The 25,715-nt window shown below is 67.2% G+C and carries 17 protein-coding genes and 3 pseudogenes; 10 read left to right on the forward strand and 10 right to left on the reverse strand.

Going from position 1 to position 25,715, the window contains the following annotated elements; translation table 11 throughout:
• Positions 1 to 26: 26 nt before the first annotated feature.
• Positions 27 to 2,411 carry a phosphoketolase family protein gene (locus tag ACWFR4_RS35885; RefSeq protein WP_453656077.1) on the reverse strand — a complete coding sequence of 795 codons (2,385 nt, stop codon included), beginning with the start codon at positions 2,409 to 2,411 and terminating at the stop codon, positions 27 to 29.
• A gap of 48 nt (positions 2,412 to 2,459) precedes the next feature.
• Between ACWFR4_RS35885 and ppk2 the strand changes: the two genes are divergently transcribed.
• Positions 2,460 to 3,263 (forward strand): polyphosphate kinase 2, encoded by an 804-nt coding sequence (gene ppk2, locus ACWFR4_RS35890; RefSeq protein ID WP_453456054.1) that lies wholly within the window; start codon positions 2,460 to 2,462, stop codon positions 3,261 to 3,263.
• Between the two features lie 13 nt (positions 3,264 to 3,276).
• Here the strand turns inward: ppk2 and ACWFR4_RS35895 are convergent, their stop codons facing one another.
• The gene (locus ACWFR4_RS35895) at positions 3,277 to 4,158 is read right to left on the reverse strand and encodes a universal stress protein (protein ID WP_453656078.1); all 882 of its coding nucleotides are present in this window, start codon (positions 4,156 to 4,158) and stop codon (positions 3,277 to 3,279) included.
• A gap of 868 nt (positions 4,159 to 5,026) precedes the next feature.
• On the opposite strand from ACWFR4_RS35895, the gene ACWFR4_RS35900 reads away from it, so the two are divergent.
• Positions 5,027 to 6,214 (forward strand): permease, encoded by a 1,188-nt coding sequence (locus tag ACWFR4_RS35900; RefSeq protein ID WP_453656079.1) that lies wholly within the window; start codon positions 5,027 to 5,029, stop codon positions 6,212 to 6,214.
• 62 nt (positions 6,215 to 6,276) lie between these two features.
• On the opposite strand, the pseudogene ACWFR4_RS35905 reads toward ACWFR4_RS35900, so the two are convergent.
• Both ACWFR4_RS35905 and ACWFR4_RS35910 read right to left on the reverse strand, forming a co-directional pair.
• A pseudogene (locus ACWFR4_RS35905) lies at positions 6,277 to 6,627 on the reverse strand (LysR substrate-binding domain-containing protein); the annotation flags it as partial.
• Positions 6,628 to 6,689: 62 nt separating this feature from the next.
• A complete protein-coding gene (locus ACWFR4_RS35910) occupies positions 6,690 to 7,268 on the reverse strand; it encodes a TetR/AcrR family transcriptional regulator (protein WP_453456060.1) in 579 nt (192 codons plus the stop codon).
• Positions 7,269 to 7,359: 91 nt separating this feature from the next.
• On the opposite strand from ACWFR4_RS35910, the gene ACWFR4_RS35915 reads away from it, so the two are divergent.
• The 7 genes and pseudogenes from ACWFR4_RS35915 to ACWFR4_RS35945 all read left to right on the forward strand — a co-directional run bounded on the left by ACWFR4_RS35915 (position 7,360) and on the right by ACWFR4_RS35945 (position 10,862).
• Positions 7,360 to 7,806 carry an anthrone oxygenase family protein gene (locus tag ACWFR4_RS35915; RefSeq protein ID WP_453456063.1) on the forward strand — a complete coding sequence of 149 codons (447 nt, stop codon included), beginning with the start codon at positions 7,360 to 7,362 and terminating at the stop codon, positions 7,804 to 7,806.
• 180 nt (positions 7,807 to 7,986) lie between these two features.
• A complete protein-coding gene (locus ACWFR4_RS35920; protein ID WP_453656080.1) occupies positions 7,987 to 8,337 on the forward strand; it encodes an antibiotic biosynthesis monooxygenase family protein in 351 nt (116 codons plus the stop codon).
• 140 nt (positions 8,338 to 8,477) lie between these two features.
• Entirely contained in the window at positions 8,478 to 8,864 is a 387-nt protein-coding gene (locus ACWFR4_RS35925) for a VOC family protein (protein ID WP_453656081.1), read from the forward strand.
• Between the two features lie 43 nt (positions 8,865 to 8,907).
• Positions 8,908 to 9,222: pseudogene (locus ACWFR4_RS35930) on the forward strand (transposase); the annotation flags it as partial.
• A pseudogene (locus ACWFR4_RS35935) lies at positions 9,222 to 9,434 on the forward strand (anthrone oxygenase family protein); the annotation flags it as partial. The pseudogenes ACWFR4_RS35930 and ACWFR4_RS35935, both read left to right, overlap by 1 nt.
• Before the next feature lie 325 nt (positions 9,435 to 9,759).
• Positions 9,760 to 10,185, forward strand: a complete 426-nt coding sequence (locus ACWFR4_RS35940) for a DUF4267 domain-containing protein (protein WP_453656082.1) — start codon at positions 9,760 to 9,762, stop codon at positions 10,183 to 10,185.
• 14 nt (positions 10,186 to 10,199) lie between these two features.
• Positions 10,200 to 10,862 carry a recombinase family protein gene (locus ACWFR4_RS35945; protein WP_453656083.1) on the forward strand — a complete coding sequence of 221 codons (663 nt, stop codon included), beginning with the start codon at positions 10,200 to 10,202 and terminating at the stop codon, positions 10,860 to 10,862.
• 318 nt (positions 10,863 to 11,180) lie between these two features.
• On the opposite strand, the gene ACWFR4_RS35950 is transcribed toward ACWFR4_RS35945, so the two are convergent.
• Entirely contained in the window at positions 11,181 to 13,721 is a 2,541-nt protein-coding gene (locus ACWFR4_RS35950; protein WP_453656084.1) for a PEP/pyruvate-binding domain-containing protein, read from the reverse strand.
• A gap of 181 nt (positions 13,722 to 13,902) precedes the next feature.
• On the opposite strand from ACWFR4_RS35950, the gene ACWFR4_RS35955 reads away from it, so the two are divergent.
• Complete coding sequence (locus ACWFR4_RS35955; protein WP_453656085.1) at positions 13,903 to 14,328, forward strand: integrase; 426 nt, start codon at positions 13,903 to 13,905, stop codon at positions 14,326 to 14,328.
• Between the two features lie 67 nt (positions 14,329 to 14,395).
• On the opposite strand, the gene ACWFR4_RS35960 is transcribed toward ACWFR4_RS35955, so the two are convergent.
• From ACWFR4_RS35960 to ACWFR4_RS35980, 5 genes are all read right to left on the reverse strand, one after another.
• A complete protein-coding gene (locus ACWFR4_RS35960; protein ID WP_453656086.1) occupies positions 14,396 to 14,959 on the reverse strand; it encodes an SMI1/KNR4 family protein in 564 nt (187 codons plus the stop codon).
• A complete protein-coding gene (locus ACWFR4_RS35965; RefSeq protein WP_453656087.1) occupies positions 14,952 to 15,611 on the reverse strand; it encodes a hypothetical protein in 660 nt (219 codons plus the stop codon). The genes ACWFR4_RS35960 and ACWFR4_RS35965 overlap by 8 nt, the downstream gene beginning before the upstream one ends.
• Before the next feature lie 131 nt (positions 15,612 to 15,742).
• On the reverse strand, positions 15,743 to 16,267 hold the full coding sequence (locus tag ACWFR4_RS35970; protein ID WP_453656088.1) for a YcxB family protein: 525 nt from the start codon (positions 16,265 to 16,267) through the stop codon (positions 15,743 to 15,745).
• A 200-nt stretch (positions 16,268 to 16,467) separates the two neighbouring features.
• Positions 16,468 to 16,995 (reverse strand): hypothetical protein, encoded by a 528-nt coding sequence (locus ACWFR4_RS35975; RefSeq protein WP_453656089.1) that lies wholly within the window; start codon positions 16,993 to 16,995, stop codon positions 16,468 to 16,470.
• A complete protein-coding gene (locus ACWFR4_RS35980) occupies positions 16,989 to 24,578 on the reverse strand; it encodes a DNRLRE domain-containing protein (RefSeq protein WP_453656116.1) in 7,590 nt (2,529 codons plus the stop codon). The genes ACWFR4_RS35975 and ACWFR4_RS35980 overlap by 7 nt, the downstream gene beginning before the upstream one ends.
• Positions 24,579 to 25,715 lie beyond the last annotated feature (1,137 nt).

Consider the following 25,715-nt stretch of genomic DNA (forward strand, 5'->3'; position numbering starts at 1 on the left):
TGAACTCCTTTGCAGGAAAGGGAGCCTTACGCGCTCCAGGCCCAGTCGGCGACCTCGGGCAGGTCGGTTCCGTGCTCGCGGATCCACGCGTGGTGCCGGGTTCGGGCGTCGGCCATGCACTGGCGTACGGCGGCGGCCCGGACAGCGAGGCCGGGAACGCGGTCGATGACGTCCATCACCAGGCGGTAGCGGTCCATGTCGTTGCGGACCACCATGTCGAACGGCGTCGTGGTCGTGCCCATTTCCTTGTAGCCGCGGACATGGAGGTTGCCGTGTCCGGTGCGGTGATAGGCGAGACGGTGGATCAGCCAGGGGTAGCCGTGGTAGGCGAAGATCACGGGTTTGTCCGTCGTGAACAGCCCGTCGTACTCGAAGTCGCTCATCCCGTGCGGATGCTCCTCGCGGGGCAGGAGGCGGGTCATGTCGACCACGTTGACGACCCGGACGGCGAGTTCGGGCAGGTGGCGCCGCAGCAGGTCGGACGCCGCCAGGATCTCCTGGGTGGGGACGTCGCCCGCGCAGGCGAGGACGACATCGGGTTCACGGTCCCCGCCGGCGGACCCCGCCCATTCCCAGATTCCGGCGCCGCGCGCGCAGTGGGCGCGGGCCTGCTCCATGGAGAGCCAGTCGAAGCACGGCTGTTTGCCCGCGACGACGACGTTGACGTAGTCACGGCTGCGCAGGACGTGGTCCGCGACGGACAGCAGCGTGTTCGCGTCGGGCGGCAGGTACACCCGTACGACCTCCGGACTCTTGTTGAGGACGTGATCCACGAAGCCGGGGTCCTGGTGCGAGAACCCGTTGTGGTCCTGCCGCCAGACGTGCGACGTCAGCAGGTAGTTGAGGGAGGCGATCGGAGCACGCCACTCCAGTGCCCGCGACGTCCTCAGCCACTTGATGTGCTGGTTCACCATCGAGTCGACGATGTGGACGAACGCCTCGTAGCACGAGAACAGTCCGTGCCGGCCGGTGAGGAGGTAGCCCTCCAGCCAGCCTTGACAGAGATGTTCGGAGAGGATCTCCATGACGCGGCCGTGCCGTTCCAGGTGCTCGTCCACCTGAAGGATCTGCGCCTGCCAGGCTTTGCCACTGGCCCGGTAGACGGCCTCCAGCCGGTTGGAGGCCGTCTCGTCGGGCCCTACCAAGCGGAAGTCACGGCGGCCGGAAGTCTCCTCCATGATCCGTTCGAGGAGGCTGCCCAGGACGCGGGTGGGTTCGTGCAGGGTGGCACCCGGCTTGTCCACGGGGACGGCGAAGGCGTCGAGGGGCGGGATCGGCAGATCGCGCACGAGACGGCCGCCATTGGCGTGCAAGGTGCCGCCGAGGCGGCGGTCCCCCTCAGGGACACAGGCAAGGACGTCCGCGCCGGGCTGCCCGCCGGAGTCGAAGAGGTCCTCGGGCCGGTACGAGCGCAGCCAGGCCTCCAACTGCCGCAGATGATCCGGGTTTTCGCGTACGCCGGCCAGGGGGACCTGATGGGCCCGCCAGGTCCCCTCGACCGGCTCGCCGTCGACCACCGCCGGTCCCGTCCAGCCCTTCGGCGTACGCAGCACGATCACGGGCCAGCGCACCCGCTCGGCCACGCCGCCCTCACGGGCTGTGCGCTGCATCAGCTCGATGCGATCCAGCGCCTGGTCGAGGGCTCCTGCCATGGCGCGGTGGACCTGGACCGGGTCGTCGCCGGTGACATGGATCGGCTCGTGCCCGTATCCCCTCAGCAGCTCGTCGAGTTCGGGCTCGGGGATGCGCGACAGCACGGTCGGGTTGGCGATCTTGTAGCCGTTGAGATGGAGGATCGGCAGGACGGCGCCGTCGTGGACCGGATCGAGGAACTTGTTCGAGTGCCAGGACGCGGCGAGCGGACCGGTCTCCGCCTCCCCGTCACCGATCACACAGGCGACCAGCAGGTTCGGATTGTCGAAGGCGGCGCCGTAGGCGTGAGCGAGTGAGTAGCCGAGTTCACCGCCCTCATGGATCGATCCGGGCGTCTCGGGTGCCACGTGGCTGGGTACTCCGCCCGGGAACGAGAACTGCCTGAAGAGGCGCTCCATGCCCTTCGCGTCACGCGTGACGTCCGCATAGGTCTCGCTGTAGCTACCTTCCAGCCAGGAGTTCGCGAGAACCGCGGGCCCGCCGTGGCCGGGGCCCCACACGCACAGCGCTTCGAGGTCACGGGCCTTGATGACGCGGTTGAGATGAGTGTGGACGAGGTTGAGGCCGGGCGATGTTCCCCAGTGGCCGAGCAGGCGCGGCTTGATGTGCGCGGGTGTCAGAGGCTCCGCGAGCAGCGGATTGGCCAGCAGGTAGATCTGTCCCACGGCAAGGTAGTTCGCGGCCCGCCAGTGGGCGTCCAGGGTGCGCAGTTCGTCGTCGGTCAGTACCGTGCTGTTCTGGTGTTCGACCTTGGGCATGGTGACTCCGTAAGTCATCGAAGCATGTCATCGGACGGAGGAGGCGGCATGGCCGGCGAGAAGTCCGCGAAGGTGCCGCGCGCGGCGTACGAGCGGGAGCTGCTGCGTCTGCAGACGGAGCTGGTGAAGCTTCAGGAGTGGGTGCGCACCGAGGGCGCCCGGCTGGTGGTCGTCTTCGAAGGACGGGACGCGGCAGGCAAGGGCGGCACCATCAAGCGGGTCTCCGAACACCTCAACCCGCGCGTCGCCCGGACCGTGGCCCTCCCCACGCCGACCGAACGCCAACGCGGCCAGTGGTACTTCCAGCGTTACGTCGAGCATCTGCCGGCTGCCGGGGAGATCGTGCTTTTCGACCGGAGCTGGTACAACCGCGCCGGTGTCGAGCATGTGATGGGCTTCTGCACCCAGGAGGAGTACCAACTTTTCCTGCGCCAATGCCCCGTCTTCGAGCGCATGCTCATCGAGGACGGAATCCTGCTGCGTAAGTACTGGTTCTCCGTGAGCGACGCCGTTCAGCAGGAGCGGTTCAGCCGCCGGCTCGAGGATCCGACGCGGCGGTGGAAGCTTTCCCCGATGGATCTTGAGTCCATCACCCGTTGGGAGGCCTACTCCCGGGCCAAGGACCAGATGCTGGTGCACACCGACACCTCGGACGCGCCGTGGTTCGTCGTGGAGAGCGATGACAAGCGCAGGGCGCGACTGAACACGATCGCCCACCTGCTGGACTCCGTGCCCTACCACGAGGTGCCCCCTCCGGTGCTCGAGCTCCCATCCAGGCCCCCGTCGACCGGCTACGAACGCCCGCCGCGTGACCTGCAGACATATGTCCCCGACCACGCGGCGGGGCTCTGAGCGGGGCACGTGCTCAGCCCCGCTGCGGAACGACGGCGACGGGACAGCGTGAACGGTGCAGCGCCGTGTGCGCGACCTGGCCGAGCCGAAGACCCTGGTGGCCCTGCCGCCGCCGGGCACCGACGACCAGCAGGTCGGCCCGCGTCGAGGCGTCAAGCAGCACCCGGCGAGCGGGCCCCTCGGCCGTCCGCCGACGCAGTTCCACCGACGGGTACTCCGCAGCGAACTGGTTCAGCGCCGACTCCAGGATCTCCACCGCCCGCTCCTCGTGCAAACGGGCGGGTTCTCCCGCAAGCAGCGGATGGTCGGCCGACTCGCGTGCCGGGCAGCGCCAGGCCCGCACCGCGTCCAGGGCGGCGCCACGGCGTTGTGCCTCCTGGAAGGCGAAGCGCAGGGCCTCCGAGCTCTGCTGCTCCTCGCCGACTCCGAGAGCGATCCGCCGGAGCATCCCGCTACTGGCCTGGTTGTCGTGACTGCCGCGCAGCACGATCACGGGGCAGTTCGCGCGGGCGGCCACCGCGAGGCAGACCGAGCCGAGCAGCAGCTCGACGACACGACTGCGGCCGCGCGATCCCAGAACCAGGGCACAAGCGTTCCGCCCTTCGTTCAGGAGAGCACTGACCGCGTCTTCGGGGAGCACCTCGGTGGTGACCTTCAGATCGGTGTCACGGCGCTCGGCACGCCGCGCCGCAGTATCAAGAATGCTGTCCTCCAGCGCCTGTTCCGAAGTCCTGCCGAGGGTCTCGGCGAGCGCCGCTCCCTCGTAGCGCTCCCACAACGACGCGTACACCAGCCGTAGCGGCACACCACGCACTACGGCCTCGTCCGCCGCCCAGTCCACCGCACGCATGCTCGACTCGGAGCCGTCGACGCCCACGACCAGGGGGAGTTCCACGGCCTTCACCTTCCTTCACCGGCGTCAGCGGAGACGCTCAGCACCACGACACATGCCCACATCAGTGCTGTGTCACGAGAATCGCTTCTCCCAGGTGATCACCCATGGGGCGCCACGGCGACAGGGAGCAGTGGCACGGTGCGTACGGCGTAGGTGACCGGCCCGGTGTCGGCGCCGAGTGCACAGCGGCATCCGCGACGGTCCACCACCAGGGAGGCGTTGCAGGCGGCTCGACCAAGTACTCGGCCGGCTTTCCCGACCGGGAGTCCTCGGTGACCTCCACTGTCGCGAATTCTGCCGCCAGGGGCGCAGCGCCTCTGTCACGGCGGCGGCCTCGTCGTCCACGAATCGGGCGCTGACGGTGGGGACCATGGTTCCTACCTCCCAAAGGGACGAGCAGGCGCGACCGGATCTGCTACCAGCCTCGTGCCATGAGCAGCCGTCCTGCAGGGGCCGCAGGGCCCCGGCGTGGGCCGAACGGCCCTCCTCCGGGCCCGGCCAGACCTTTGCAGGCCCGGCCAGCCGATTGCAGTACGGCTCGGCCCCAGGTCCAGGCCTATGGGTGCCGACCACCCCGTCACCTTCGCTGAGCTTCCGCTTCACGATGTGATCACGTCGAGAGGACCACGGCGGCCTGGAGCTGTCCTTCGACGCCGAGCTGCCCACCTCGGGGAACTGGCGGCTGTTCCTGCAGTTCCAGACCGGCGGAAATCTCCACACCGCGGCGCTGACCCTGAACGTCGGCTGACCCTGGCGGGGGGGCGCCCCCATCTGAGTGGCGCCCCACAGCGCCGCCCCCGCCACACGACAGCCCCCGGTGCGACGTGTCGCTGGCCCCATGCCGTGCTCGCCCCGGAAGGCTTCAGAGATGACCCATGCCGTACTGCACGCACTGTCGATCGCGGGTTCCATGACCTGGGAGATCACCTGGGCCCTGATCCTCGGCTTCACGCTGTCCGCCCTCGTCCAGGCCGTCGTCCGCAAAGCCACCGTTGTCACGCTGCTGGGCGACGACCGCCCCCACACCCTCGCCATCGCCGCAGGCCTCGGCGCGGCCTCCTCCTCGTGTTCCTACGCCGCCGTAGCCCTGGCCCGCTCCCTCTTCCGCAAGGGCGCGAACTTCACCGCCGCGATGGCCTTCGAGATCGCCTCCACCAACCTCGTCGTCGAGCTCGGCGTCATCCTCGCCCTGTTGATGGGCTGGCAATTCACCGCGGCCGAGTTCATCGGCGGCCCCATCATGATCGTCGTGCTGGCGGTCCTGTTCCGGCTGTTCCTGCGCGACAAGCTCCTGCGTCAGGCCCGCGAGCAGGCCGACCGCGGAATCGCCGGCTCGATGGAGGGGCACGCGGCGATGGACATGTCCGTTCAGCGCGAAGGGTCCTTCGCCCGACGCCTGTTCTCCCGCGAGGGCTTCACCTCCACCAGCCACGTCTTCGTCATGGAGTGGGCCGCGATCCTGCGCGACCTGGTGATCGGCCTGCTCATCGCCGGCGCCATCGCCGCCTGGGTGCCGGACTCGTTCTGGCGCACGTTCTTCTTCGAGGGCCACCCGCTGGCATCCAAACTGTGGGGGCCCATCATCGGCCCGCTCGTCGCGATCGCGTCGTTCGTCTGCTCCATCGGAAATGTGCCGCTGGCGGTGGTGCTGTGGAAGGGCGGCATCAGCTTCGGTGGCGTCGTCGCGTTCATCTTCGCCGACCTGCTGATCCTGCCCATCCTCAACATCTACCGGAAGTACTACGGCGCAAGAATGACCCTCTTCCTGCTCGGCACCTTCTATCTCGCCACGGTCGTCGCCGGCTACATCGTGGAGTTCTCGTTCGGCGGCCTCGGCCTCATCCCCGATCAGGCAGACGCCAAGGTCCCCATGGAAGGCATCACTTGGAACTACACCACCTGGCTCAACATCGCCTTCCTCACCCTGGCCGCCGCCCTCCTCTTCCGCTTCTTCCACACCGGCGGACGGGACATGCTCCGCATGATGGGCGGCACACCCAGCACACACCACGAACACGACCACGACGACCACGACCACGACCACGACCACGACTGAGCACTACCTTCAAGCCCGGTCCTTTACTGCACTCTCCGCTCCGCTCGTACTCGACTCCGGCTTCACTGGCGGGCCGCTCTGAGCCCGCGGATCAGGGCGCGGACGGAGACGCTGGAGGCCAGCTCCGGGGTGGTGATGTAGCCCACGGAACGGGTCGGGCGCTCGGGTCCGAGATCGGTGATCTCGATGCCGTCCGGTGCTTCGTTCAGCGAGAGTGCAGGCATGATCGCCATGCCGAGACCTCTGCTCACCATTGAGAGCACCGCTCCGTCGTCCTCGGTCAGGACGGTCGCCTTCGGAATCCAGTCCTGCTCGGCCCACCACTGGCGGGTGTAGGAGCCGCAGTTCTCGTGCCAGTCCACCAGCGGCAGGGAGCGCGGGGCGGGGTGGCCGGCCGGGTGCACCAGCGAGTAGGCATGACCCGGTGACCGTCCACCTCGACGAGGACGACGAGGGCACCGGCGAATGACGCATGTCAGACCATGGCGAGCCGGTCCACCAGCAGCTCCACCCTCGGCTCGATGTCCTCCGGCGGCAGCCGTCCCGCCCGGGTCAGGGTCGCCAGGCCGTGCAGGGACGCCCAGAACACCTCGGTGAACAGCCCCGGGTGAACGCCGTCCCCGGCGACCTCGCCGAGGCTCTCCAGCAGGGCGGCGAAGGCGTCCTTCAGAGGCTCCGGGGTGTCCTCTTGCGCGAACGCCAGGCCGCCGTCGAGCTGGAACATGGCGTCGTAGACCGCCGGGTTGCGTGCGGCGAAGTCGAGGTAGGCGCGGGCGAGGGCGGCGACCCGCTCGCGCGGGCTGTTCGCGCTGGAGGCCGCGGCCCGCACCGCCACAGCCATCTCGGCGGCGCCTTCGAGGGCGACGGCGCCGATGATCTCGCGCTTGCCGCGGAAGTGGCTGTAGAGGACGGGCTGGCTGTATTCGATGCGCTCGGCGAGCCGGCGGGTGGTGACCGCGTCCCAGCCCTGCTGCTCGGCGAGTTCGCGGGCCGTCACCAAGATGAGGCGCTCGCGCTCCGCCCGTTCGCGCTGCTTGCGTTCCTGTACCGACATGATTCGATCCTAGCATCGCTAGACAATCGAGCGGCAGCAGTACTAGCATTGCCTCATCAGCTAGCAATGCTAGATCCCAGGAGGGGTCATCATGCTCAACGCACTCGAGGTGTTCACCACCGTGGTCGTCGGCGTGATGGTGGGGGTGGAGTTCTCCGTCGCCTTCGTCATGAACCGGATCTTCAACGCACTCCCTGAGGACAGTGGCCAACTCGGCCGCGCCCACGGGGGCCGGATGCTCGGCGCCGTGATGCCGGTCTGGTACATCGGCTCGCTCGTCCTCGTCGCGGTCTGGGCCATCGCCGGATGGCACCACCACGGCACCGGCCTCGTCGTCACCGCCGGCGCGCTGCTGATCCTCAGCGTGATCATGTCGATCCTGCTGCTCGTCCCGATCAACAACCGGAGCAAGACGTGGACCCCTGACAACCGGCCCGCCGACTGGAAGGAGCAGATGAACCGCTGGGACCGCTTCCACTACGTCCGCGTCGCCGTCATCATCGCCGCCTTCGCCCTGCTGGCCGCCGCTCTCTCCTGAGCCCGCGGGCTCACCGCCCGGCCGTCAGCCGCAACCGCTCGAGCGTGCGCCCGAAGTGCGGTACCGCCACCTCCATCTACATCCAGGACCCGGACACCAACACCCTCGAACTCCGCTGGTATCCCCAGGACGCGGGCGCCAGCGACACCCACTGACCGATGGCGAGAGGAAGTGCCGAGAATGGCCAAGCTGCAGAGTCTCGACCCGCACACGCCGATGTTCGCGCAGTTCAAGGAGAAGACCGGGCCCATCGTCCTGGCCAACACCTTCTTCGTCCCGAAGGAGAGGGCTGAATCGTTCCTGGCCCTCTTTCGGAGGCAGGCCGAGTTCATGAAGGCTCAACCGGGATTCGTCTCCCTGCAGATGCACAAGGGAACGGCGGACAGTCAACTTCTGATGAACGTCGCTGTCTGGGAGTCGACCGAGGCGCTCGCCACGGCGTTCGGCAGCCCGGAGTTCCAGCGCATGGCGGCCGAGTTCCCCGACGACATCGTGTCGTACCCGCACATCTTCGAGCAGATCGACGTATGACACGGCAGTCGTAGTTGGAGGAGGGCAGCCGGAGAAGCCCTGCCTTCCGCCGGGCAGTCACACATGCATGCACCATGCCGGGTCGCCGAGGCCGCCGAGCACCCCAGCACGCGTAGCCCCGTCCCTGAAAAGGAGTCACTATGACCGTGGAACTGAATCACACCATCGTCCCCGCCCGTGACCCGCAAGCCTCGGCGCAGTTCCTGGCTGAAATCCTCGGCCTGAGTGTCGATCCGCCGGTGGCGCACTTCACGCCGGTCACGCTCGCCAACCGGGTCAGCCTGGACTACGACCAGCTGGACGACTTCGAGCCACACCACTACGCGTTCATGCTCAGCGAGCAGGAGTTCGACGCTGCCCTCGCCCGCATCCAGCACGGTGGAATCACCCACTACGGCGATCCCGCATGCCAAGAGATTGGGCAGATTTATCACAGTAAGCGCCCCATAGGCCGCAGGGGCACTTACTTCCATGACCCCGACGGACATCTCATGGAGATCCTCACCCCGGGCGGCGCCGGGTCGTGAGGCCGATGGCGGCCCAGCGGATCATGTCTTCGCTTGTGGCGGGATCGCGTTCGTAGTCGCGACCGACGCCGTGATGTGCGCGGACGGTCCGGTGACGCCACCGGTCGACCTGACGCTGCTGCCCGAACACCGACGGGGGCGCGGCGGGCCGTACGGGGATCTCAACCGGGGCTGCATCGACGTCGACCGGCTGCGTGTGCTGCCGGCCGGGCTGCCACTGCCGCGCTCTCCGGACGGCCGGCTGGTCCTGGCCGTCGACGTGTCACCGTGGCTGCGCTCGGACGTGGCGTGATCGGCAGAGCGGCTCTTCTGTCACGTCCACGGGCGTGACGGGCGCTCCAGCGACCAGTTCATCCCGGCCTCGTCGTCACCGCCGGCGCGCTGCTGATCCTCAGCGTGATCATGTCGATCCTGCTGCTCGTCCCGATCAACAACCGGAGCAAGACGTGGACCCCCGAGAATCGGACCGCCGACTGGAAGGAGCACATGAACCGCTGGGACCGCTTCCACTACGTCCGCGTCGCCGTCATCATCGCCGCTGTCGCCCAGCCGGTCGCCCCCCTCGCCTGATACCAAAGCCGCCCCGACATGCACTGGTTCGCCCCCTGTATGTCGACGGCTTTCACCCCGTCGGGGTGAGCCCGACAGGGCATCGGATTACTGACCCCGCGGGCCGACGCCGCGCCGGTGGCGCACAATCCCCACTCCCCGGGCGGCAACTGGCCACCGAAATCCCGACATTCGGGAATGCATCTGCCGCTCGGATCCCACAAATGCGATCCCGGCAAACCACGCCCCTCGATCAGCCACGTCGCGCGGCCTGATCAGGCCCCACACGACTCAGCAAGCTCCACGAAGCTCACCCAGCTGACGAAGAATCGCAAGGAGAAGAACAATGCCGCTGAAGAAGATCAACACCGTCCTGGCCGCCGCCTTCATCCTCTTCATCCTCTGGTTCGGGGCGGAGTTCATCCTGAGCCCGGAGACGACGGCACCGGGCTTCGGCCTGCCGAGCTGGCCGTCCGGCGACGGCGACGGCTTCCTGATCATCAAGGGAATCCGCGACGTCGTCATGGCCCTGGTCCTGGGCATCCTGCTGGTGACGGGCCACCGCCGGGCGCTGGGCTGGGCGCTGCTGGTGGAGGCCCTCGCCGCGTACGGCGACATGACCACCGTGCTCGCCCACCACGGCTCCGTGGCCACCGCGCTCGGCGTCCACTGCCTGACCGCGACACTGATGGTGGTCAACGGCCTGCTGATAATGCGCGAGACCCGCAAGGTCGCGGCCGCTCCGGCAACGCCCGCCCCGCAGCCCGCCTAACGCCACCTCGGCCCGTGGCCGTATTCGCCTGTCAGCACCCGCCAGGAAAGGCGAGGCGCACGATCTTTACCCCGGCCGACCACGGCCCCGGCCAGCCCTGGCGTCCCGGCACCCCCGTTCCGCTCGCCCTCGCGCCGGACACACCGACTGCCGACATCCGCATCGGGTACGCGCGGCGCTCGACGCTCACCCAGGAACTCCAGTCGCAGCTGGACGCGCTCGCCAAGCACGGCATCCCGCGCGACAAGGTGTTCTCCGAGAAGATCAGCACCCGCGTATGCGTCCGTCCGCAGTTCGAGGCCGCGCTCGCGCCGGCCCGCCAGATCAAGGCCCACGCCCCGCACTGCCGGGTCATCTTCACCGTGTACGAGATGAAGCGCCTCGGCCGCGACGCCGCCGAACTCACCGCGCTCGCCGACCACTTCACCGCCCACGGCCTGGTCCTGGAGATGCTCGCCGGACCCTTACCCGGGATGTACAACCCCAGCGGGCCCGGCAGCCTGCTGTTCGCATTCTTCGCGGCGATGGCAGAAACCAAGCGGGAGAACATCCGGGAATCGACCCTCGAAGGACTCGACGCGGCGGCCCGCAAGGGCAAGCACGCCGGCCGGCCGCCCGTCATCGCCGAGGACATGCTGCACCAGGACCAGGGCCTCCAGTCCGCCGAGGCTGAGTAGCCAGCAAGATCAATCCCTTGGCGCCAATGGCTGTTCCGTTGTTCCCCGGGGCCGGGTCATGACCGTTGCCCATCTGCGCGACAAAGCCGACCATCCCCAGGCCGCATCAGCGCAGGCCAGGGATGTCCGTTGTTTTTCGGCGATTACTACTGGGACCCCGGAGGGCATCACGCTGGAACACGTCAGCCGCGACCGGGAGCAGGCCGACATGCTCGTCGACATCCTTGTGCGGGCGGTGGGTCTGCTCCGGGCGGCCGACTGCGTCAGGCTTGACCTCGGTCACGGGACCGAGCCGGCCTCAACGCTCCGTACCGCCGCTCAGTCCTGGTGCGTCCGCACCGCCCCCGTGCTCCCGTCCACGGTGATGACGTCACCGGTCTCGATCCGCGCGACCGCGTCACGTACGCCGACCACCGCCGGGATGCCGTACTCGCGGGCCACGACCGCGCCGTGGGAGTTGGCGCCGCCCATCTCCATCACGAGGCCGCCCGCGGTGAGGAACAGCGGGGTCCAGCCCGGGTCGGTGGACGGGGCGACCAGGATCTCGCCCGGTTCCAGGCGCGCGCCGACCGGGTCAGTCACCACGCGCGCGGGGCCGGTGATCTCGCCCGCCGACGCCGGGGTGCCGATCAGGTCTCCGGGCGCGAGGGGCGTGGCTTGCGGGTGGTGCGCCTCGGGTTCCGTGCCGTCGGAGAGGAGGACGCGCGGGATGTGCTTGCGGCGCATCTCACGCTCGTACTCCTCTTTGCGCGTGGCAACCTTCCGGCGCAGGTCGCCGTGCGTCGAACGCATCTCTTCGAAGTCCAGGAAGAAGACGTCCTGCGCGGCGTCGACGCGTCCCTGCGCGTGCAGCTCCGTTCCCCGTTCGGCGATGCGCTCGCGGAGGGCCCCGAAGAGCGTGATCGCCAGGTACTTCGGGTATTCGCGCAGGCCGGCCAGCGTCCGGGCGCGGTGCAACGCGAACCGGACCAGGCGGCCGCGCCCCTTCGCCCGCCGTGCGAGCCGGTCGATCATCGCCTCGGCCTCGGACGCTCCGCGCGCGAACACCGCGTCCGGGTGGGCCTGTTGGTCGTCGAGGCGCAGGTAGTTGCGGACGACGCCGATGACGTACGTGGGGTCGTCGGACCAGCGCGGCAGGCCGAGGTCGATCTCGGCCACGGCGCGGTGACCCCACTGGTCGAGGAAGGCGTGGATGCCGTCCTGCGCGGTCTCGGGCAGCTCGCCGTCGCGGTATCTGTCGACCAGCTCCTCGACATCGCACTCCTGGAACTCCCGTACGGTGTCGGCCTGTTGGCGGACCCCACGCGCCAGGTGCCACAGGTCGAGGTCCATCTCAGTGGTGACGTTGTTCGGCAGGCTGCGCAGAATCGTCTGCAGTTCGCCGGGTTCCGTCCGGACGAGCTTGCTGGTGAGCGCCAGCATCGCGAAGCCCACCAGGGCGGTCGGAGCAACTGTGGGAAGCACCGGGACGACGCAGTCGCGCAGCGCCTCCTCGATGGACTTGTTCTGGGCGGCCGCCAGGAGTTCCGTCTCCGTCGTCCGTGCGCGCCGTACCGCCGCCTCGGGGTTGACGAGTGCACGCATCGCGATGGCGGGAGCGTGGAATCTGCGGGCGAGGCGCGCCACCCGCTTGACCGCGGGCCACGGCGACGTCTGTGTCAGACTCAGGCGCGGGTCGTCGTACAGGCCGCGCAGCACCTGCGCCGAACGGGCCTCCATCACGTCGAGCAGGCGCGGGAAGAAGGCCCTTCCCGTCCTGCTGCGCAGGACGTTGGTGACGTCGAGGAAGACGCGGCCCGCCGCTTCGGTGTAGCCGTTCGACGCCGGGTTGCCGATGATGATCTCGCTGGCGGCTCCGGCGATCTCCCGGAACGCTGCGCGCCCGGCCGGGGTGATCGGCCGCTCGAGCCCCTGTGCGAGGCTGAAGCAGAAGTAGACGTGAAAGCCGTCGGAGCCGGAAGGCTCTGGCACCGGAAACAGCGTCGTCACGGGTCGGGACTGGGTGAGGTGCAGTTCGCCCTGCCCGTCGATCGCCCACTCGGTGTCCTGTGGGCTGCCGTAGTGCGCCTGCACCGTGCCGCCGAGTTCGGCGAGTTCGAGGATCTGGCTGTCCGTGAGGCAGGGCGCGTCGTTCTCGCCGATGTCGACCTTCTCCGTGCCGCCACCGTCCAGTGGGCAGATGAGGAACCGCTTGTCACCCAGGCGTCGTTCGACGATCTCGCCGCCGTCGACGATGAAGTGGTCCGGATTGACCGCCCCGGAGACGACGGCCTCACCGAGCCCGGGACTCGCGTCGATGACCACTTGATCGCGCTTGCCGGTGACGGGGTTCGCGGTGAACATCACGCCGGCCACCGCCGATGGGACCATCCGCTGTACGGCGACGGCCAGCTGGACGGAGCCGTGGTCGATGCCGTTGGTCTCGCGATAGCTCACCGCGCGGTCGGTCCACAGCGATGCCCAGCAGTGACGTACGGCGTCGATGACGGCGTCGGCGCCGACGACATTCAGGTACGTGTCCTGCTGCCCGGCGAAGCTCGCGAACGGCAGGTCTTCGGCGGTGGCACTGGAGCGCACCGCGACGGGGACGTCGTCACCGAGTTCCGCGTACGCGGCTAGGATCGCGCCCCTCAGCTCCGGCGGGACGGCTGCCTCGAGGATTCGCTGCCGCGCCTTGTCGGGCCTCACGTCCGCGAGGCCGTCTGTGCCGGAGATCATCCGGTACGCGTCCGTGGTCACGCAGAAGCCCTGCGGCACGGGCAGCCCGGCCCGCGTCAGCTCGCCGAGGTTGGCGGCCTTGCCCCCGACGGCGGCCGGCATCGTGGCGTCGATGGAGCTGAAGTCGAGAACGAGTGGCATGGCTTGCCTTCCTACCTTGGGGTGGTGGCTGTCGGCGATCGTCCTGTGATGCCGAGCCGAGCCCTTATTCATCATGCGATGAATAAGGCGTGGGAGTCAATGCACCTGGCGGATGGGTTCACCGGCCCTGACCTCGGCGGAATGCGCGAGGCACACCACCTGTCCGGTGTGATCGGTGCTCGTGCTGGTACGACTTTCCTACCTGACCACCATGCGGATCTTCGCGTGGCTCGTCCTGCTGTCCCGATCCTCCGCGGCCAAGAACGCCCAGATACTGATCCCGCGCCACGGGCTCGCGGTTCTCCGTCGACAGGTCACCGCACCCAAGCCCACCTGGTCGGACCGGGCGCTGCTCGCCGCCCTGACCCAACCGCTCCCCCGAGCCCTGCGCCGGCACCGGCACCGGCTCGTCACCCCGGCCACCCTGTTGTCCCGGCACCAGCGGCTGGCGAGAAAGAAGTGGACACACCCACCCTCCCCGGGACGCCCGCCCCTGCCGGAAGAGATTCGCGACCTGATCATTAGGCTCGGCACCGAGAACCCCCGCTGGGGCTTCCGCACGGCTCAAGAGATGTCCACAAGCTGGGGTCAAGCCCCACCCTGCTGAATGACGATCGCCCCCAGGAAGCCTGGGGGCGATCGCTGTTCACATGTGCCTGCTGATCAGTTGCCGATCAGTCGATACGGTCGCTCAGGCCCAGTACCTTCGGGAAGTCGCTGGGGAAGTCCCTGGGCATGCCCGGCACGTCGATGGTGCGCCCGTACACGCCGACCAGGAACTCGACGGCGCCGACCGGGAACTCGATCCAGTCGGCGTTGTCCGTGCGGACGACCACCGGCCATGCGTCCGGGTCCGCAGGGCTCGTCTTCCAGTAGAAGGAGTCCCTCGAATAGGACGCCGCCCAGGAGATCAGGCCTCCCGGCTGCGGGAAGGGAACATAGCCCTGGGTGTCGCCCATCTCGTACAGATCCTCAAGGATCTCGTCCTCGGATGCCCATGACGCCTCGGCGCCGGGGGTCGGAGAAGACACCATAAGGAAGTCGTCGACGACCAGTACCGGGTACGCATCCGCCAAAGAGCGGAAGTCCGAGGGCAGCGCCGTTCCGAGAGCGGCCTCAAGGACAGCCCAGTCCACGCTACGTCCCGCCGTCACACGCCACGACGTGATCGCCGGAAGCGCAGCCTCCAACTCTTCGACCCTCAGCATGTCGTCCGCCGATCCGGGCTGTTCACCCAAGTTGTTCCAGCATGTCCATCAACTTTCGGTGTGTGGGGTGCTCCTGGAAGGCCGGGTACCTGCGAGCGATGTACTCCAACGTCTCGCCGGAGAACCTGGAGACGCCGGCCAGGAACTCTGCAATTGTGCAGTTCCCCGCCACCGGGTCCCAAGACCTCGAGATGGTCAGGGTTTCACCACTGGGCGCGAGAACAATCACCACGTCACTCTCCGTGAAGGCGACGCTTCCAGCGTTTCCCTCTCTGATTTCCTGCGAGGAAAGCAGGAGGCAGAACATGAAGTCGAGCACCGGAGTTCCCGGGAACTCCTCGACCCCGAGGCCACCTGCGGCCAGTTGGATATTCGCCCAGAAGTACTCGTAGCGCAGGTCCATTTCACTGGCACGCTCCAACTTCTCACGCTGTTTATCGGTCATTCCCCGCATCGATTCCGGGGCGAAGGTTACGCTGAACATGACTCTCCAAGATGAATTCCGCCCAGCCTCCGGCCGGCCCTCCCATCGCCCAGCCACCTCAGCCGGACCACCCGCACCGAGTCCTGCCGAGCGCACCCATATTCTCCTGGCGGCGGCATTCGATCTCCTCGGCTGCTCGTGCGCCTTGTCGGCGGCTTCGGCCTCGAAGTGCGTGCGGGCCGCTTGCGGCCTGGCCATGCGCTTCTCCCGGCGGTCCAGTTCGGCGGCAGGTCTACGCCCATGCCGTCGACGCCGAACGCTGGTTCTCGGCGGAGTCGGTAGCCTCGCGTCCGCTAGTAGAACCTGGGCCAACGCAGGCGGGCTGTCGACTACTGAGACACGGTCCCGGCAACTGGAGCGTCGTTGGGGGGCATCGCACCCGAACCGGCGACGAAGGCCGAGAACTCCGTCAGCTGCTCGGGGTCGAACGCGCGCTTGGGTATCACGATGGCAAGTCGCGCTGACCAGTGAAGCAGGAAGGCTTCGCGCGTCTCGCGGATCTTGATGATGGCAGCCCACTTGAATTCACCACGCTCAAGGTCCGTTTCGATCGTGAACTGATGCACGGTGAGAAGAAGTTGCGTGGGCTTGCACAAGCGAGCGGCTTGCTTCTTGACGCGCATCCTTGTGCCGAGCGTCAGCAGCAGGACGTACGCCACCCCGACGCCTACGCAAAGGGAGCCGGGGGAATTCGGGCCGTGGTCACCGTCCCCCAGCGTCAGGGCGGTGAGGCCGAGGACGAGAAGCACGGTGGTGACGGCCCACAGGATGATGCGCCTTCGCCGGGCCATCCCGAGGAGGGCACGCCTGAGCTCGCCTGGTTGCAATTCGTAGGACAGGTCGATGTTCACCATGGGCCTCCGGGTGGGGACGATGCGGCATCGTCCCAGCATGGGCGGGATGCGATCAAGATCGGAAACCACCCCGAAATTGTGATCCTCGGACCGGGAGCAAACCCCAATCCTGCTCAATGACGATCGCCCCCAGGAAGCCTGGGGGCGATCGCTGTTCACATGTGCCTGTGGATCAGTTGCCGATCAGTCGATGCGGTCGCTCAGGCCACTACCGTCGGGGCGTCACTCGGGAAGCCCTCTGGCAGGCCCGGCACGTCGATGGTCCGCCGGTACACGCCGGCCAGGAACTCCACGGCGCCAACCGGGAACTCCGACCAGTCGCCGTTGGCTCCACGCACCACCACGGGCCAGGAGTCCGGGTCGGGTGAGCTCATCCTCCAGTAGAGGTAGTCCCCCTCATTGGACTCCGCCCAGCGCAACAGACCACCGGGCCGCGGGTAGGGGACGTAGTCCTCGGTGTCGCCCATCTCGTACAGATCCTGGAGGATCTCGGCCGACTCCCTGGCCCCGGACGCCCATGACGTCTCGACCCCGGGCCGCGGAACGGACAGGAAGAGGAAGTCGTCGATGACCAGCGCCGGATACGCCTCCGCCAGGGACCGGTAGTCGGACGGCAGCGCCGTACCCAGGTCCGCTTCGAGCGCAGTCCAGTCCACGCTACGCCCCGTCGGCACACGCCACTGCGTCATCGACGGAAGCGCGGCCTCCAGCTCTTCGACCCTCAGCATGTCGTCTGCCAATCCATGCTGTTCTGAACCACGACGTTGGTGAACAATGGCCCGTCCTCGGTGTAGGCGGACATGGTGATGCTGTCCGGTATTCCCGTGGTGTGACTGTAGTTGAGCTTCCCTGTGTACTGGACCCACTTACCGGACGCGAGCTGCTTCTCCATCTTGGTCTCGCAACGCCGCATACCACTGGTGTTCTGGCGCCCGAACCCGGTGAAGAGGTTCTCCGAGACCCAGTCGCCACCCATCTTGTCCCCGAGGATGTGCGAGCGGTGGAAAATGGGGTCGCCGTTCAGGTCCTTGTTCTGCGCCGGGTCCGGGAATCCGTAGACGTCCACCTTGCTACTGGTGGACCTCTTCGCCCCCCTGGGCTTGTAGTCACTGGGGCAGATCAGCGCGGTCGCCCCCTGGGAACGGTCCGCCCCGTCCAGCGGCTGGTACTGGAAGCGGGACGACTTGGGCTCGGAGTCACACCGCTGCTTGTTGTTCGAGTCGCCGGGCAGGGGACCGGGACGCGGCCGGGGGGCCGGCTCCGGCTCCGGCTCGGGCTCCGGGTCGTCGTCGCTGTTGAAGAGGTCCTGGATGCTCGACGTGATCGAGTTGAAGGCGGAGTTGAGGGAGTCCGACACGTCCTTGTCGGTCGCGGCCGCGTACGCCACCACCGCGACGACCACGACGACCGCGGCGACGCCTTCGATCGCATCGTCGATGCCGAAGATGTGGCCGTCTATTTCGACGTTGCTCACCGGGTTGCCACCGCCGAAGGCGTAGCGGTTTCCGGTGAACGGGTCGGCGCCGAGGCTCATGTCGGCCAGCGCGCCGGTGTACATGTCCCGGCTGGTGAACCGGTTGAGGCCCGGGCTGTAGTCGCGGAAGCCCATGTCGTACGTGCCGGACTGGGCGTCCCAGCGCTTGCCGTTGTACCGGTACGGGTTGTAGTCCTCCTTGGAGGGGTTCTGGGCGTCGGGCTTGTCGATGCCGGTGAACTCGGAGGTGTCGTCGCTGCCGTAGGCGGTGTAGCCGTAAGTGGCCTTGGTGTCACCGTTCTTGTCGGTCACCGCGTCGACGTCGGTGTGGCTGTTGTAGCTGTAGTACGTGTCCTCGGTCGTGCCGTCGGTGTTCTGCTTGACCTGGGACAGGCGCTCGCCCCACGGGCTGTACTGGAAGGACTTCGACAGCTGACCGGCGACCTTCTCGTCCAGGACCTCGCTGGAAAGACCCAGGTATTCGAAGTCCGTGGTCTTGCCGTCGGCGGTCTTGGACAGAGTACGGTCGAGCGGGTCGAAGGTGTACTTCGTCGACTTCATCGCGCCGGTCCCGTCCATCCTCTGGGAATCGACGACGTGGTCGAAGCCGTCGTACACGCTGCGGCCGACGACCTTTCCGTTGCTGGTGACCGACTCCTGGCGGCCGAACGGGTCGTAGTTGTACTGGAACGCCGTACCCGCGACGGCCGCGCTCTGCAGCCGGTTGCGGTCGTAGGCAAAGGTCGTGGACGTGTCCTTGACCGTCTGGCTGATGACGTTGGAGTTGTCGTCGTGGACGTACGTGTCGGTCGACGCGCCGTTGCCGGTCTTGACCGACTTGGCGAGCCGGTCGACCGGGTCGTAGGTGTAGTTGGTCGTGGAGTCGAGGTACGCCGAGTGGTTGTCGGCATTCATCTTCTTCGCGACGTCCTGCGCCTGGTTGCCGTTGGCGTCGTAGTCGTAGGTGTGCGAGGCCGCCAGAGTGCCGTCGGCCTTCTTCTCCGCGGTGGTCTTGAGTACACCGTCGAGGAAGTAGGTGTTGTCGACCGTGTTGCCGTTGTTCTTGGTCTCCCTCAGGACCTGGCCGCGATCGGTGTACGTGTACGACGTGACCTTGGGAGACGTGTCCGTGGCGGACTTGCCGACCGAGATCGTCTTGGTCAGATCACGCGCGTCGTACGTGTACGCGGAGTACTGGTCCGGGTGGGTGACCGTGAGCGGCTGGCTGCTGGCGTCGTAGCTGTAGGAGGTGGCCTTCTTATCCTGGCCCGCGAGCGACTCGGTGACCTTCTGGATCTGGTCCAGGCCCGTGTAGGCGACGGTGTAGTCATCGACCGGCGCACCGGGGGAGGTGTCGTCGATCGTCGTCAGGTTGCCGTTGACGTCGTAGGCGTAGGCGAACGTGTGCTTCTCGTTGTCCGTGTCGCCCGAGTTGTCGCGGACGAGCTTGACGCCGTCGGCGACGGCGATGCCGGTGCTGCTCTGGTCGAGCTTCAGCGTGGTGCCGTTGCCCTGCTTGAGGCTGTAGGAGCCGAGCGACACCCACGTGCCCGTGCCCGCGTTCTGGTCCTTCGTGACGGCCGGTTCGGTGGTCCCGTCGTGCACGAGCGTGTACTTGGCGCCCGTCGCCGCCCCGGTCACCTTCGGGAACTTCACGTACGCGGTGTACGTGCCGTCCTTCGGGATGTTGAGCGTCCAGGTGAAGGCGTCGGAGCCGGTGCCGGACGCGTGCGTCCGGTGGTCGTAGCCCTGCTGTCCGCTGATGTCACCCTTCGCCCACGTACCCGTGGACGAGGTGTTCTGGGTGTCGGAGTTGTCGACGAGCGGGACCGCGCTGCCGACCGGCACACCGTCGTCCGCCTTCGACTTCAGCTTGCCGTCCGGGTAGAACGACCAGCTCATCGTGCGGTTGGCGGAGCCTCCCGCCGAGGTGCTGGTCCGGGCGGTCTGCCGGCCCAGCTCGTTGTAGTCGTACGTGGTGACGATGTCCCACGGATCCGTCGACGACTTGGTCAAGCCGTTGTCGAAGTACGAGTACGTGGTGTCATTGCGAACCGTCTGGCCCTCGGACGGCGGCATCGAGGTCTTGGAGACCCGGCCCACCGCGTCGTAGGACGTCTGGGTGTAGACGTTCGGGTTGTTGTAGCGGCCGTCCGCCGGGTCGTACGGCTGGAACTGCTTCACCGGGCGGTTCAGCTCGTCGTACTCGGTACGGGAGGCGAAGTCGTCGGCGTTCGCCGTCGCCACACCGCGCGGAGTGATCGCCTTCGTGGTGTTGCCGGCCTGGTCGTACTCGTACTTCGTCGAGCGGTAGGTGATCGGCGTGGTGCCCTCGTGCGGGACCTTGACCTCGGTCTGCTTGCCCCGCTCGTCGTAGGTGATCAGGGTCTCGTTGTTCTCGGCGTCCTTGCTGGCGACGACGAGCGAGTCCTTGTCATAGGTACGCGAGCTGGTCTTGCCCAGCGCGTCGGTGACCGATACGACCCGGTGGTTCAGGTCGTATGCCGTCTTGGAGGTGTAGTCGGCGGGGTCCGTGGTCGCGTTCTTCTTCGGGTCGATGACCGTGACGACGTTGCCGACGTTGTCGTACTCGTAGGAGATCTTGTCACTGGCGGCGTTGACCACCGAGGCGGGCTGGTAGATCGCGTCGTAGTTGTAGGTGGTGACGTAGTCGTTCGGGTCCGCGGTGGTCGCGGTTCCCTTCGGCTGGGTGGTCGTCTTCAGGTTGCCGGCCTTGTCGTACGTGTAGTCGGTCCTGCGCTCGGGTCCGCTCGGTGTGTCCGTGGGGTCCGTCGACGAGACCATCTGGTCCCCGGAGTCGTACGTCGCCGTCATCACCGCACCGTTGGGAGCGGTGGAGGTGGTGATGTTGTCGTTGGCGTCGTACACCGGCGCGGGGCTCGTGATCAGGACACCCGCTGCCTGGTCCTTCGGCACCGTCTTGACCAGGGAACGCCCGTACGTGTCGTACGTCTGCGTGGTCTTCTTGCCCAGCGCATCGGTGACCTGTGTGACCTGGCCCCGCTCGTCGTACACGAAGGCCGTCGACTTCTGCAGCGCGTCCGTCATCGTCGCCGGATAACCGGTGGGACCGAAGTCACTGTTCGTGCTCGCGTGGCTGTTCGCGTCCGTCGTCTTCGTCAACTCCCCATAGGAGTCGTACTCGTACGACGTCGTGTAGTCACCGGCGGTGGCGGTGGACACACCCTTCGGGTCCGTGACCGTCTTCAGGTTGCCGAACGAGTCATACCCGAACTGCCACTTGCGCCCCTCGGGCGAGGTCTTGGTGAACAGGTCGGCCGAGAAGCCGTCCAACCGGGTCTGGTAGGTGTACTGCGACGAGTTCGCCGGATAGGTGCCCGGCGTGCAGTCCGACTGGGGCGGAACCCCAGCCTTGTTGTTCTCCGCGTCACGCGACCACAGCGGGTAGCCCGTCTTCTGGTCGTAGCAGTACGCGGTCTTCGCCCCGTTGTCCTCCTCCAGATATGTGACGTTGTTGTCGGCGTCCCAACTCATGTTGCTGATCTGGGACTTGGCGTTCGTCGTCTGCACCGGGCGGCCGAAGTCGTCCGTCACGTACTTCGTGGCGTGCGACTCGGCGTCGGTGACCGTGGTGTCGGTGAACTTCGCGTTCCCCGCATCCACTCCGTATCCGAAACCGGTCGCTCCGTTGAGACGGTCGGTGATCGTCTTCGTCCACCAGTGGTACTTCGGGTCGTCGCCGGTCTTCGGCGCGAAGTAGTCGAGCTTCGTGGCCTTGCCGCGCGGGTCGTCGACCTGGACCAGCTTGACGTTCTTGTTGCCCTGCGTGGCGTCGTAGGTGAAGGCGAACACCTTCGGCTGGGACGAACCCGCACCGTCAGTGATCTTCGTCAGCAGCGCCTTGTCCGAGTACTCGAAGGTGACCTTGCGGCCGGAGATGTCCGTCATCGACTGGACGTGGTCGGCGACCTTCGGGAACGGCGCCGTCGACTTGTCGAAATAGTCGACGTTCAGCGTCTGCCGGCCCGCGGGGTCGGTGATGTACTTGAGGTACTTGGTCGGCTTGCCGCCGGACTTGTGCTCCTCGTACGTGTACGTCTGCGTGTTGCCGTTCTTGTCGACCGTCGACGTCATGTAGCCGTCGCAGCCGAACAGGAAGCGGGTCCCGTCCGGGCGCGTGAACGTCCACGCGTCGGGGATCGGGTCCTTGTTCGGCGTGCAGTCCAGGCCCGACTTCATCGTGACCTTGTAGTGGACACCCGCGGGCGCCTTCCACGTGCCGTCCGGCTGCTTGGCGAAGACGTGCGTCGTACCGTCACCGTCCGGGAGACGGATCTCCGTCGGGTTCGGGTTCGGGTGGAAGTCCAGCGGTGCGCCCAGGCGAATGGGTCCCGCCGCCTGCCCGGACCAGCCGGCACCGAGCACGGTGTCGGACGTGTCGAGCGAGTTGTACGAGAACCGGGCGAAGGTACTGAGGCCGCGGCCCGGGTTGGTGAACGCGTTGTACGACCACACGCTGTTGCCGGACGCGAGGTTGCTCATCACCGTCGAGCCGGCGCCCGTGTTCTTGCCGGTGTAGGAGTAGAACTTCTCCAGGCCGAGCGAGTCCGACGTCGGGTCCTCGACCGCCACGTTCTGCTTCAGGGACGGGATGCCGCCGGTTCCCGCCGACAGCCAGCTGCCGTCCGAGATCTTGCGGACGTCCCAGCCGAGGACGTAGTCCGTGCGCTTGTTGCCCTCGTCCGAGTTGATCGGCGTCTTGACCTGCGCATGCACCGTCGCCGACTGGGCCGGCTTCAGGTTCGGGATCGCCGTGGACAGCTGATTGCCGCCGGTCGTCATGTCCGTGCCGTCGGGCAGCTTCCAGGTGTACGAGAGCTGCCGCTCACCCGCGAGCCACTCGGTGCCGGTCGTGTTCGTGACCGTCACGTCCACGGAGTACGTGGAGTTCGGCGTCATACGGGCCGGTGTCTGCGGCGCGTAGTAGGTGTTCTCCGACGTCGCATCCACGTAGATCACGCGAAGCAGTGGGCCGAGCTGCTGGTCGGCGGTCTCCGACGACAGGAACAGCGTGCGCTCCTGCGGCCCGGTGCCCGTCTCGTCCTTCAGCTTCAGCAGGGCGCCCTTGTTGCTGGACGGGGTCTTCACCCAGCCCTGCGTGAGCGATGTGGCGTCCCACCAGTGACGGCCGACCTCGGAGACCTGCGCCACCGTGTCGGACACCGTGGCGGAGAAGTCGCCGCCCGGCGCCGTCCACGGGGTGGTCGACGTGGCGTTGTTCCAGGTCGACGTCGTCTCGTCGAAGTCCTTGGTCAGGCCATGGAGTTCGTAGATCGCGCCGTCCGTGCCGGTCGTCGTCTCCGCACCCCACATGTAGAGCTTGGAGTCGAGAACGGTCGCCGTCGCCGGGATCGAACTCGTCGGGAACTTCAGCGCCGCACGCGTCTTGCCGTACGCGCCCGAGTTGTTGCCGACGCTCAGCCACTTCTGCGGCGTGTACGAGAGGATCGTGTCCTCGTTGGTCGTCGGCTGCTGGGACGAGAGGGTGGTGTCGGCGACGCCGCCCGCCGTGCCCTGGATCAGCTTCATCGTCCGGCCGGCCTTCGGCACGCCGACGATGCGTGTGGGCGACCCGATGACGGAGCCGTCCTTCGTCTTCACCGCGATCTGGTAGTAGTACGAGCGGCCGATCTCGTCCGTGGACGAGTCGGGCGTCGGCGTCGCGGTGGTGTCCGTGTAGGCGGTCGCCGCCTTGTCGACCGGGGCCACCAGCGTGGCCGCGTTCGGCGTGAAGACCTGCTGCGTGGAGCGGTGCAGCTGGTACTCGACGATGTCCTGGCCGGTGTCGCCGGTCGAGTTGGTGTACTTCGACCAGGACAGCTCCGGGCCCGTGTCGTGCACGATCGTCGGCGAGTTGAGCGCCGAGCCGACCTTGCCGTACGTCACGGTCAGGCGCGGGTACGAGGAGGTCTCACCGCCGTAGTCGCCGTCACCGGACTCGTACCGCGGACCACCGGTGGGCGTCGCGGCCAGCGTGTCGTCCTGGGCCTGGATCACGAACCCGTTGTTCGTGGCCGTGCCCGAGACCCACTTCTGCACGGTGTCCGTCACCGCGAAGTCGTGCCACTGGTTGTACTCGCCCGTGTTCTTGACGATCTGGGCGGGGTTCACCAGACGGATCGAGTCCGCGATGTTGCGGGTCGTGGAGCTGTTGGTGTCGCCCAGGACGATCTTCCCCGCGTTGCCCTTGGAGAAGTAGAACTGGGTGCTGTTCACCGTCTTCCACGCCGACGTGGTGCCGGACTGGTTGACCGTGCCGGTCCCCGTGCCGTCCCGGTGCGTGATCGTGTACGGCGCCGCCGTCGCCCCGTCCGAGGCCGGCGGGAAGTGCGCCTCGACCCGGTAGGACGCGGTCTCGTTGACCATCGGCTGCCAGGTGTACGACTCGCCCGTCAGGCTGTTCTTGTTGTAGGCGAAGTCGTCGTTGGTCGCCGCGCCGCCGGTCGTGGTGGCCCGGGGCCACTCGCCGACCGCCGCGGTACCGGTGTCACCGTCATCCAACTGCACAGTGGTACCGGACAGTTCGCCCGACAGGCCACTGGTGTTGGACCAGGTGGCGCCCGACTCGGTCCACGGGCCGGTGGCCCGGTGCACCTCCATCGTGACGTCGTTGGCGTTCGTGGTGTGCGCCTGGTCGAAGTACATGCCCAGACGCGCGGAGTCGATCTTCGTGCCGGCCGGTATCTCGTCCAGCGGGAACTGGATGAGCGAGCGGGCGATGCCCGTGTCCGTCTTACCGGCGGACATCTTCCAGGTGTTGTTGAAGTTGGCCGCCGGCTGGTCCGACAGGACCATCGTGTCCTGCGACTGCGACGGGGTCGGCGTGATCGTGATCGTGGGGTCGATCGACACCGGGTACTGCCGCTTCGGCGAAGCGAGCCACTTGGCGTCCGGCGTGACCTCGATGGTCCAGTTCTTGCCGTCACGCTTCAGTTGCTGCTTGACCTTTGGGCTGTACGAGACCCCGTACGGGGAGTCGGCATCCTTGCGGGTGTCCGACATGTAGGCGGCCGGGATCGTCATCACCGGCGTGTTCGGCAGCTCGCCGTACAGCTCGATCGCGCCGTCCTTGCGGGCCTTCGGCGTCAGACCGTCCGCGTCCAGGGTGAACGTGTAGGAGACGGGCCCGTCCGGCGCCTTCGCCAGGACGATGTTCTCCTTCACCCGACCGGGACCGACCCGGTACTCCAGGTCCGCCCCACCGGCCGCCGCGTCCTTGTACGTCACGGCCGAGCCCTTGGCCGTCGGGTCCACCGACTTGCCGGATGCGCCCTTGAGACCCAGCGTCACCGCCGGTCCATCCGCGCCCGCCTGGAACTTCAGCAACTTGTCGGGGTCGGACCCGAACCAACTGCGCCCGGAGTTGGACGTGTTGGCGAAGTCGAAGCCTTTGGCCTTCGTCGCGTCGACACCCGTGTCGATCGACTTCCAGGACTTCTTCTTGCCGGAACCCGAGCGGTGTGCGGTCGGCACCTGGGACAGCTCGGCCTGGATCTGGCCGTTGGACAGCTGCCAGAAACGGGCGTGCTCAGTGCGGCGGGACGTCAGCTCCTTGACCCGCTTGGGTTTGGCGACCTTCTTGCCCTTGGGGAGCTTCTCGCGGCTGGGGATCTCCAGTTTCCCGCCGGTCGGCGGCTTGGCCTGATCCGCGCCGTCGTCGTCCGAGAACCATCCCTTGACGGTGTCGAAGACCCCCTTGTCATCGTCACCCTTCGCGGATGCGGGCGCCGCATACGCGATCTGTGGCAGCGCGGCACTCGCCACCGCCGACACCACAAGGCAGGAGATCAATCTCCCATAGCGGACTTTCACGTCCCGTGCCCTTTCCTTTGCGGCACACCCGCTTTCCGCGGTATTGCCTCCGCGCGCAATGCGGGCATGCCGGATCTCCGAACGGCTAATGCCGTCCGGACGCCTGTTGTGCACCACTCG

The organism is Streptomyces sp. NPDC055140, assembly GCF_053607285.1.

Coding starts and splice junctions, on each gene's coding strand:
- ACWFR4_RS35885 (WP_453656077.1), bottom strand. CDS start 2,411: ATGCCCAAGGTCGAACACCAGAACAGCACGGTACTGACCGACGACGAA.
- ppk2 (WP_453456054.1), top strand. CDS start 2,460: ATGGCCGGCGAGAAGTCCGCGAAGGTGCCGCGCGCGGCGTACGAGCGG.
- ACWFR4_RS35900 (WP_453656079.1), top strand. CDS start 5,027: ATGACCCATGCCGTACTGCACGCACTGTCGATCGCGGGTTCCATGACC.
- ACWFR4_RS35910 (WP_453456060.1), bottom strand. CDS start 7,268: ATGTCGGTACAGGAACGCAAGCAGCGCGAACGGGCGGAGCGCGAGCGC.
- ACWFR4_RS35915 (WP_453456063.1), top strand. CDS start 7,360: ATGCTCAACGCACTCGAGGTGTTCACCACCGTGGTCGTCGGCGTGATG.
- ACWFR4_RS35920 (WP_453656080.1), top strand. CDS start 7,987: ATGGCCAAGCTGCAGAGTCTCGACCCGCACACGCCGATGTTCGCGCAG.
- ACWFR4_RS35925 (WP_453656081.1), top strand. CDS start 8,478: ATGACCGTGGAACTGAATCACACCATCGTCCCCGCCCGTGACCCGCAA.
- ACWFR4_RS35940 (WP_453656082.1), top strand. CDS start 9,760: ATGCCGCTGAAGAAGATCAACACCGTCCTGGCCGCCGCCTTCATCCTC.
- ACWFR4_RS35950 (WP_453656084.1), bottom strand. CDS start 13,721: ATGCCACTCGTTCTCGACTTCAGCTCCATCGACGCCACGATGCCGGCC.
- ACWFR4_RS35965 (WP_453656087.1), bottom strand. CDS start 15,611: ATGGCCAGGCCGCAAGCGGCCCGCACGCACTTCGAGGCCGAAGCCGCC.
- ACWFR4_RS35970 (WP_453656088.1), bottom strand. CDS start 16,267: ATGGTGAACATCGACCTGTCCTACGAATTGCAACCAGGCGAGCTCAGG.
- ACWFR4_RS35975 (WP_453656089.1), bottom strand. CDS start 16,995: ATGCTGAGGGTCGAAGAGCTGGAGGCCGCGCTTCCGTCGATGACGCAG.
- ACWFR4_RS35980 (WP_453656116.1), bottom strand. CDS start 24,578: ATGGTCCTGTCGGACCAGCCGGCGGCCAACTTCAACAACACCTGGAAG.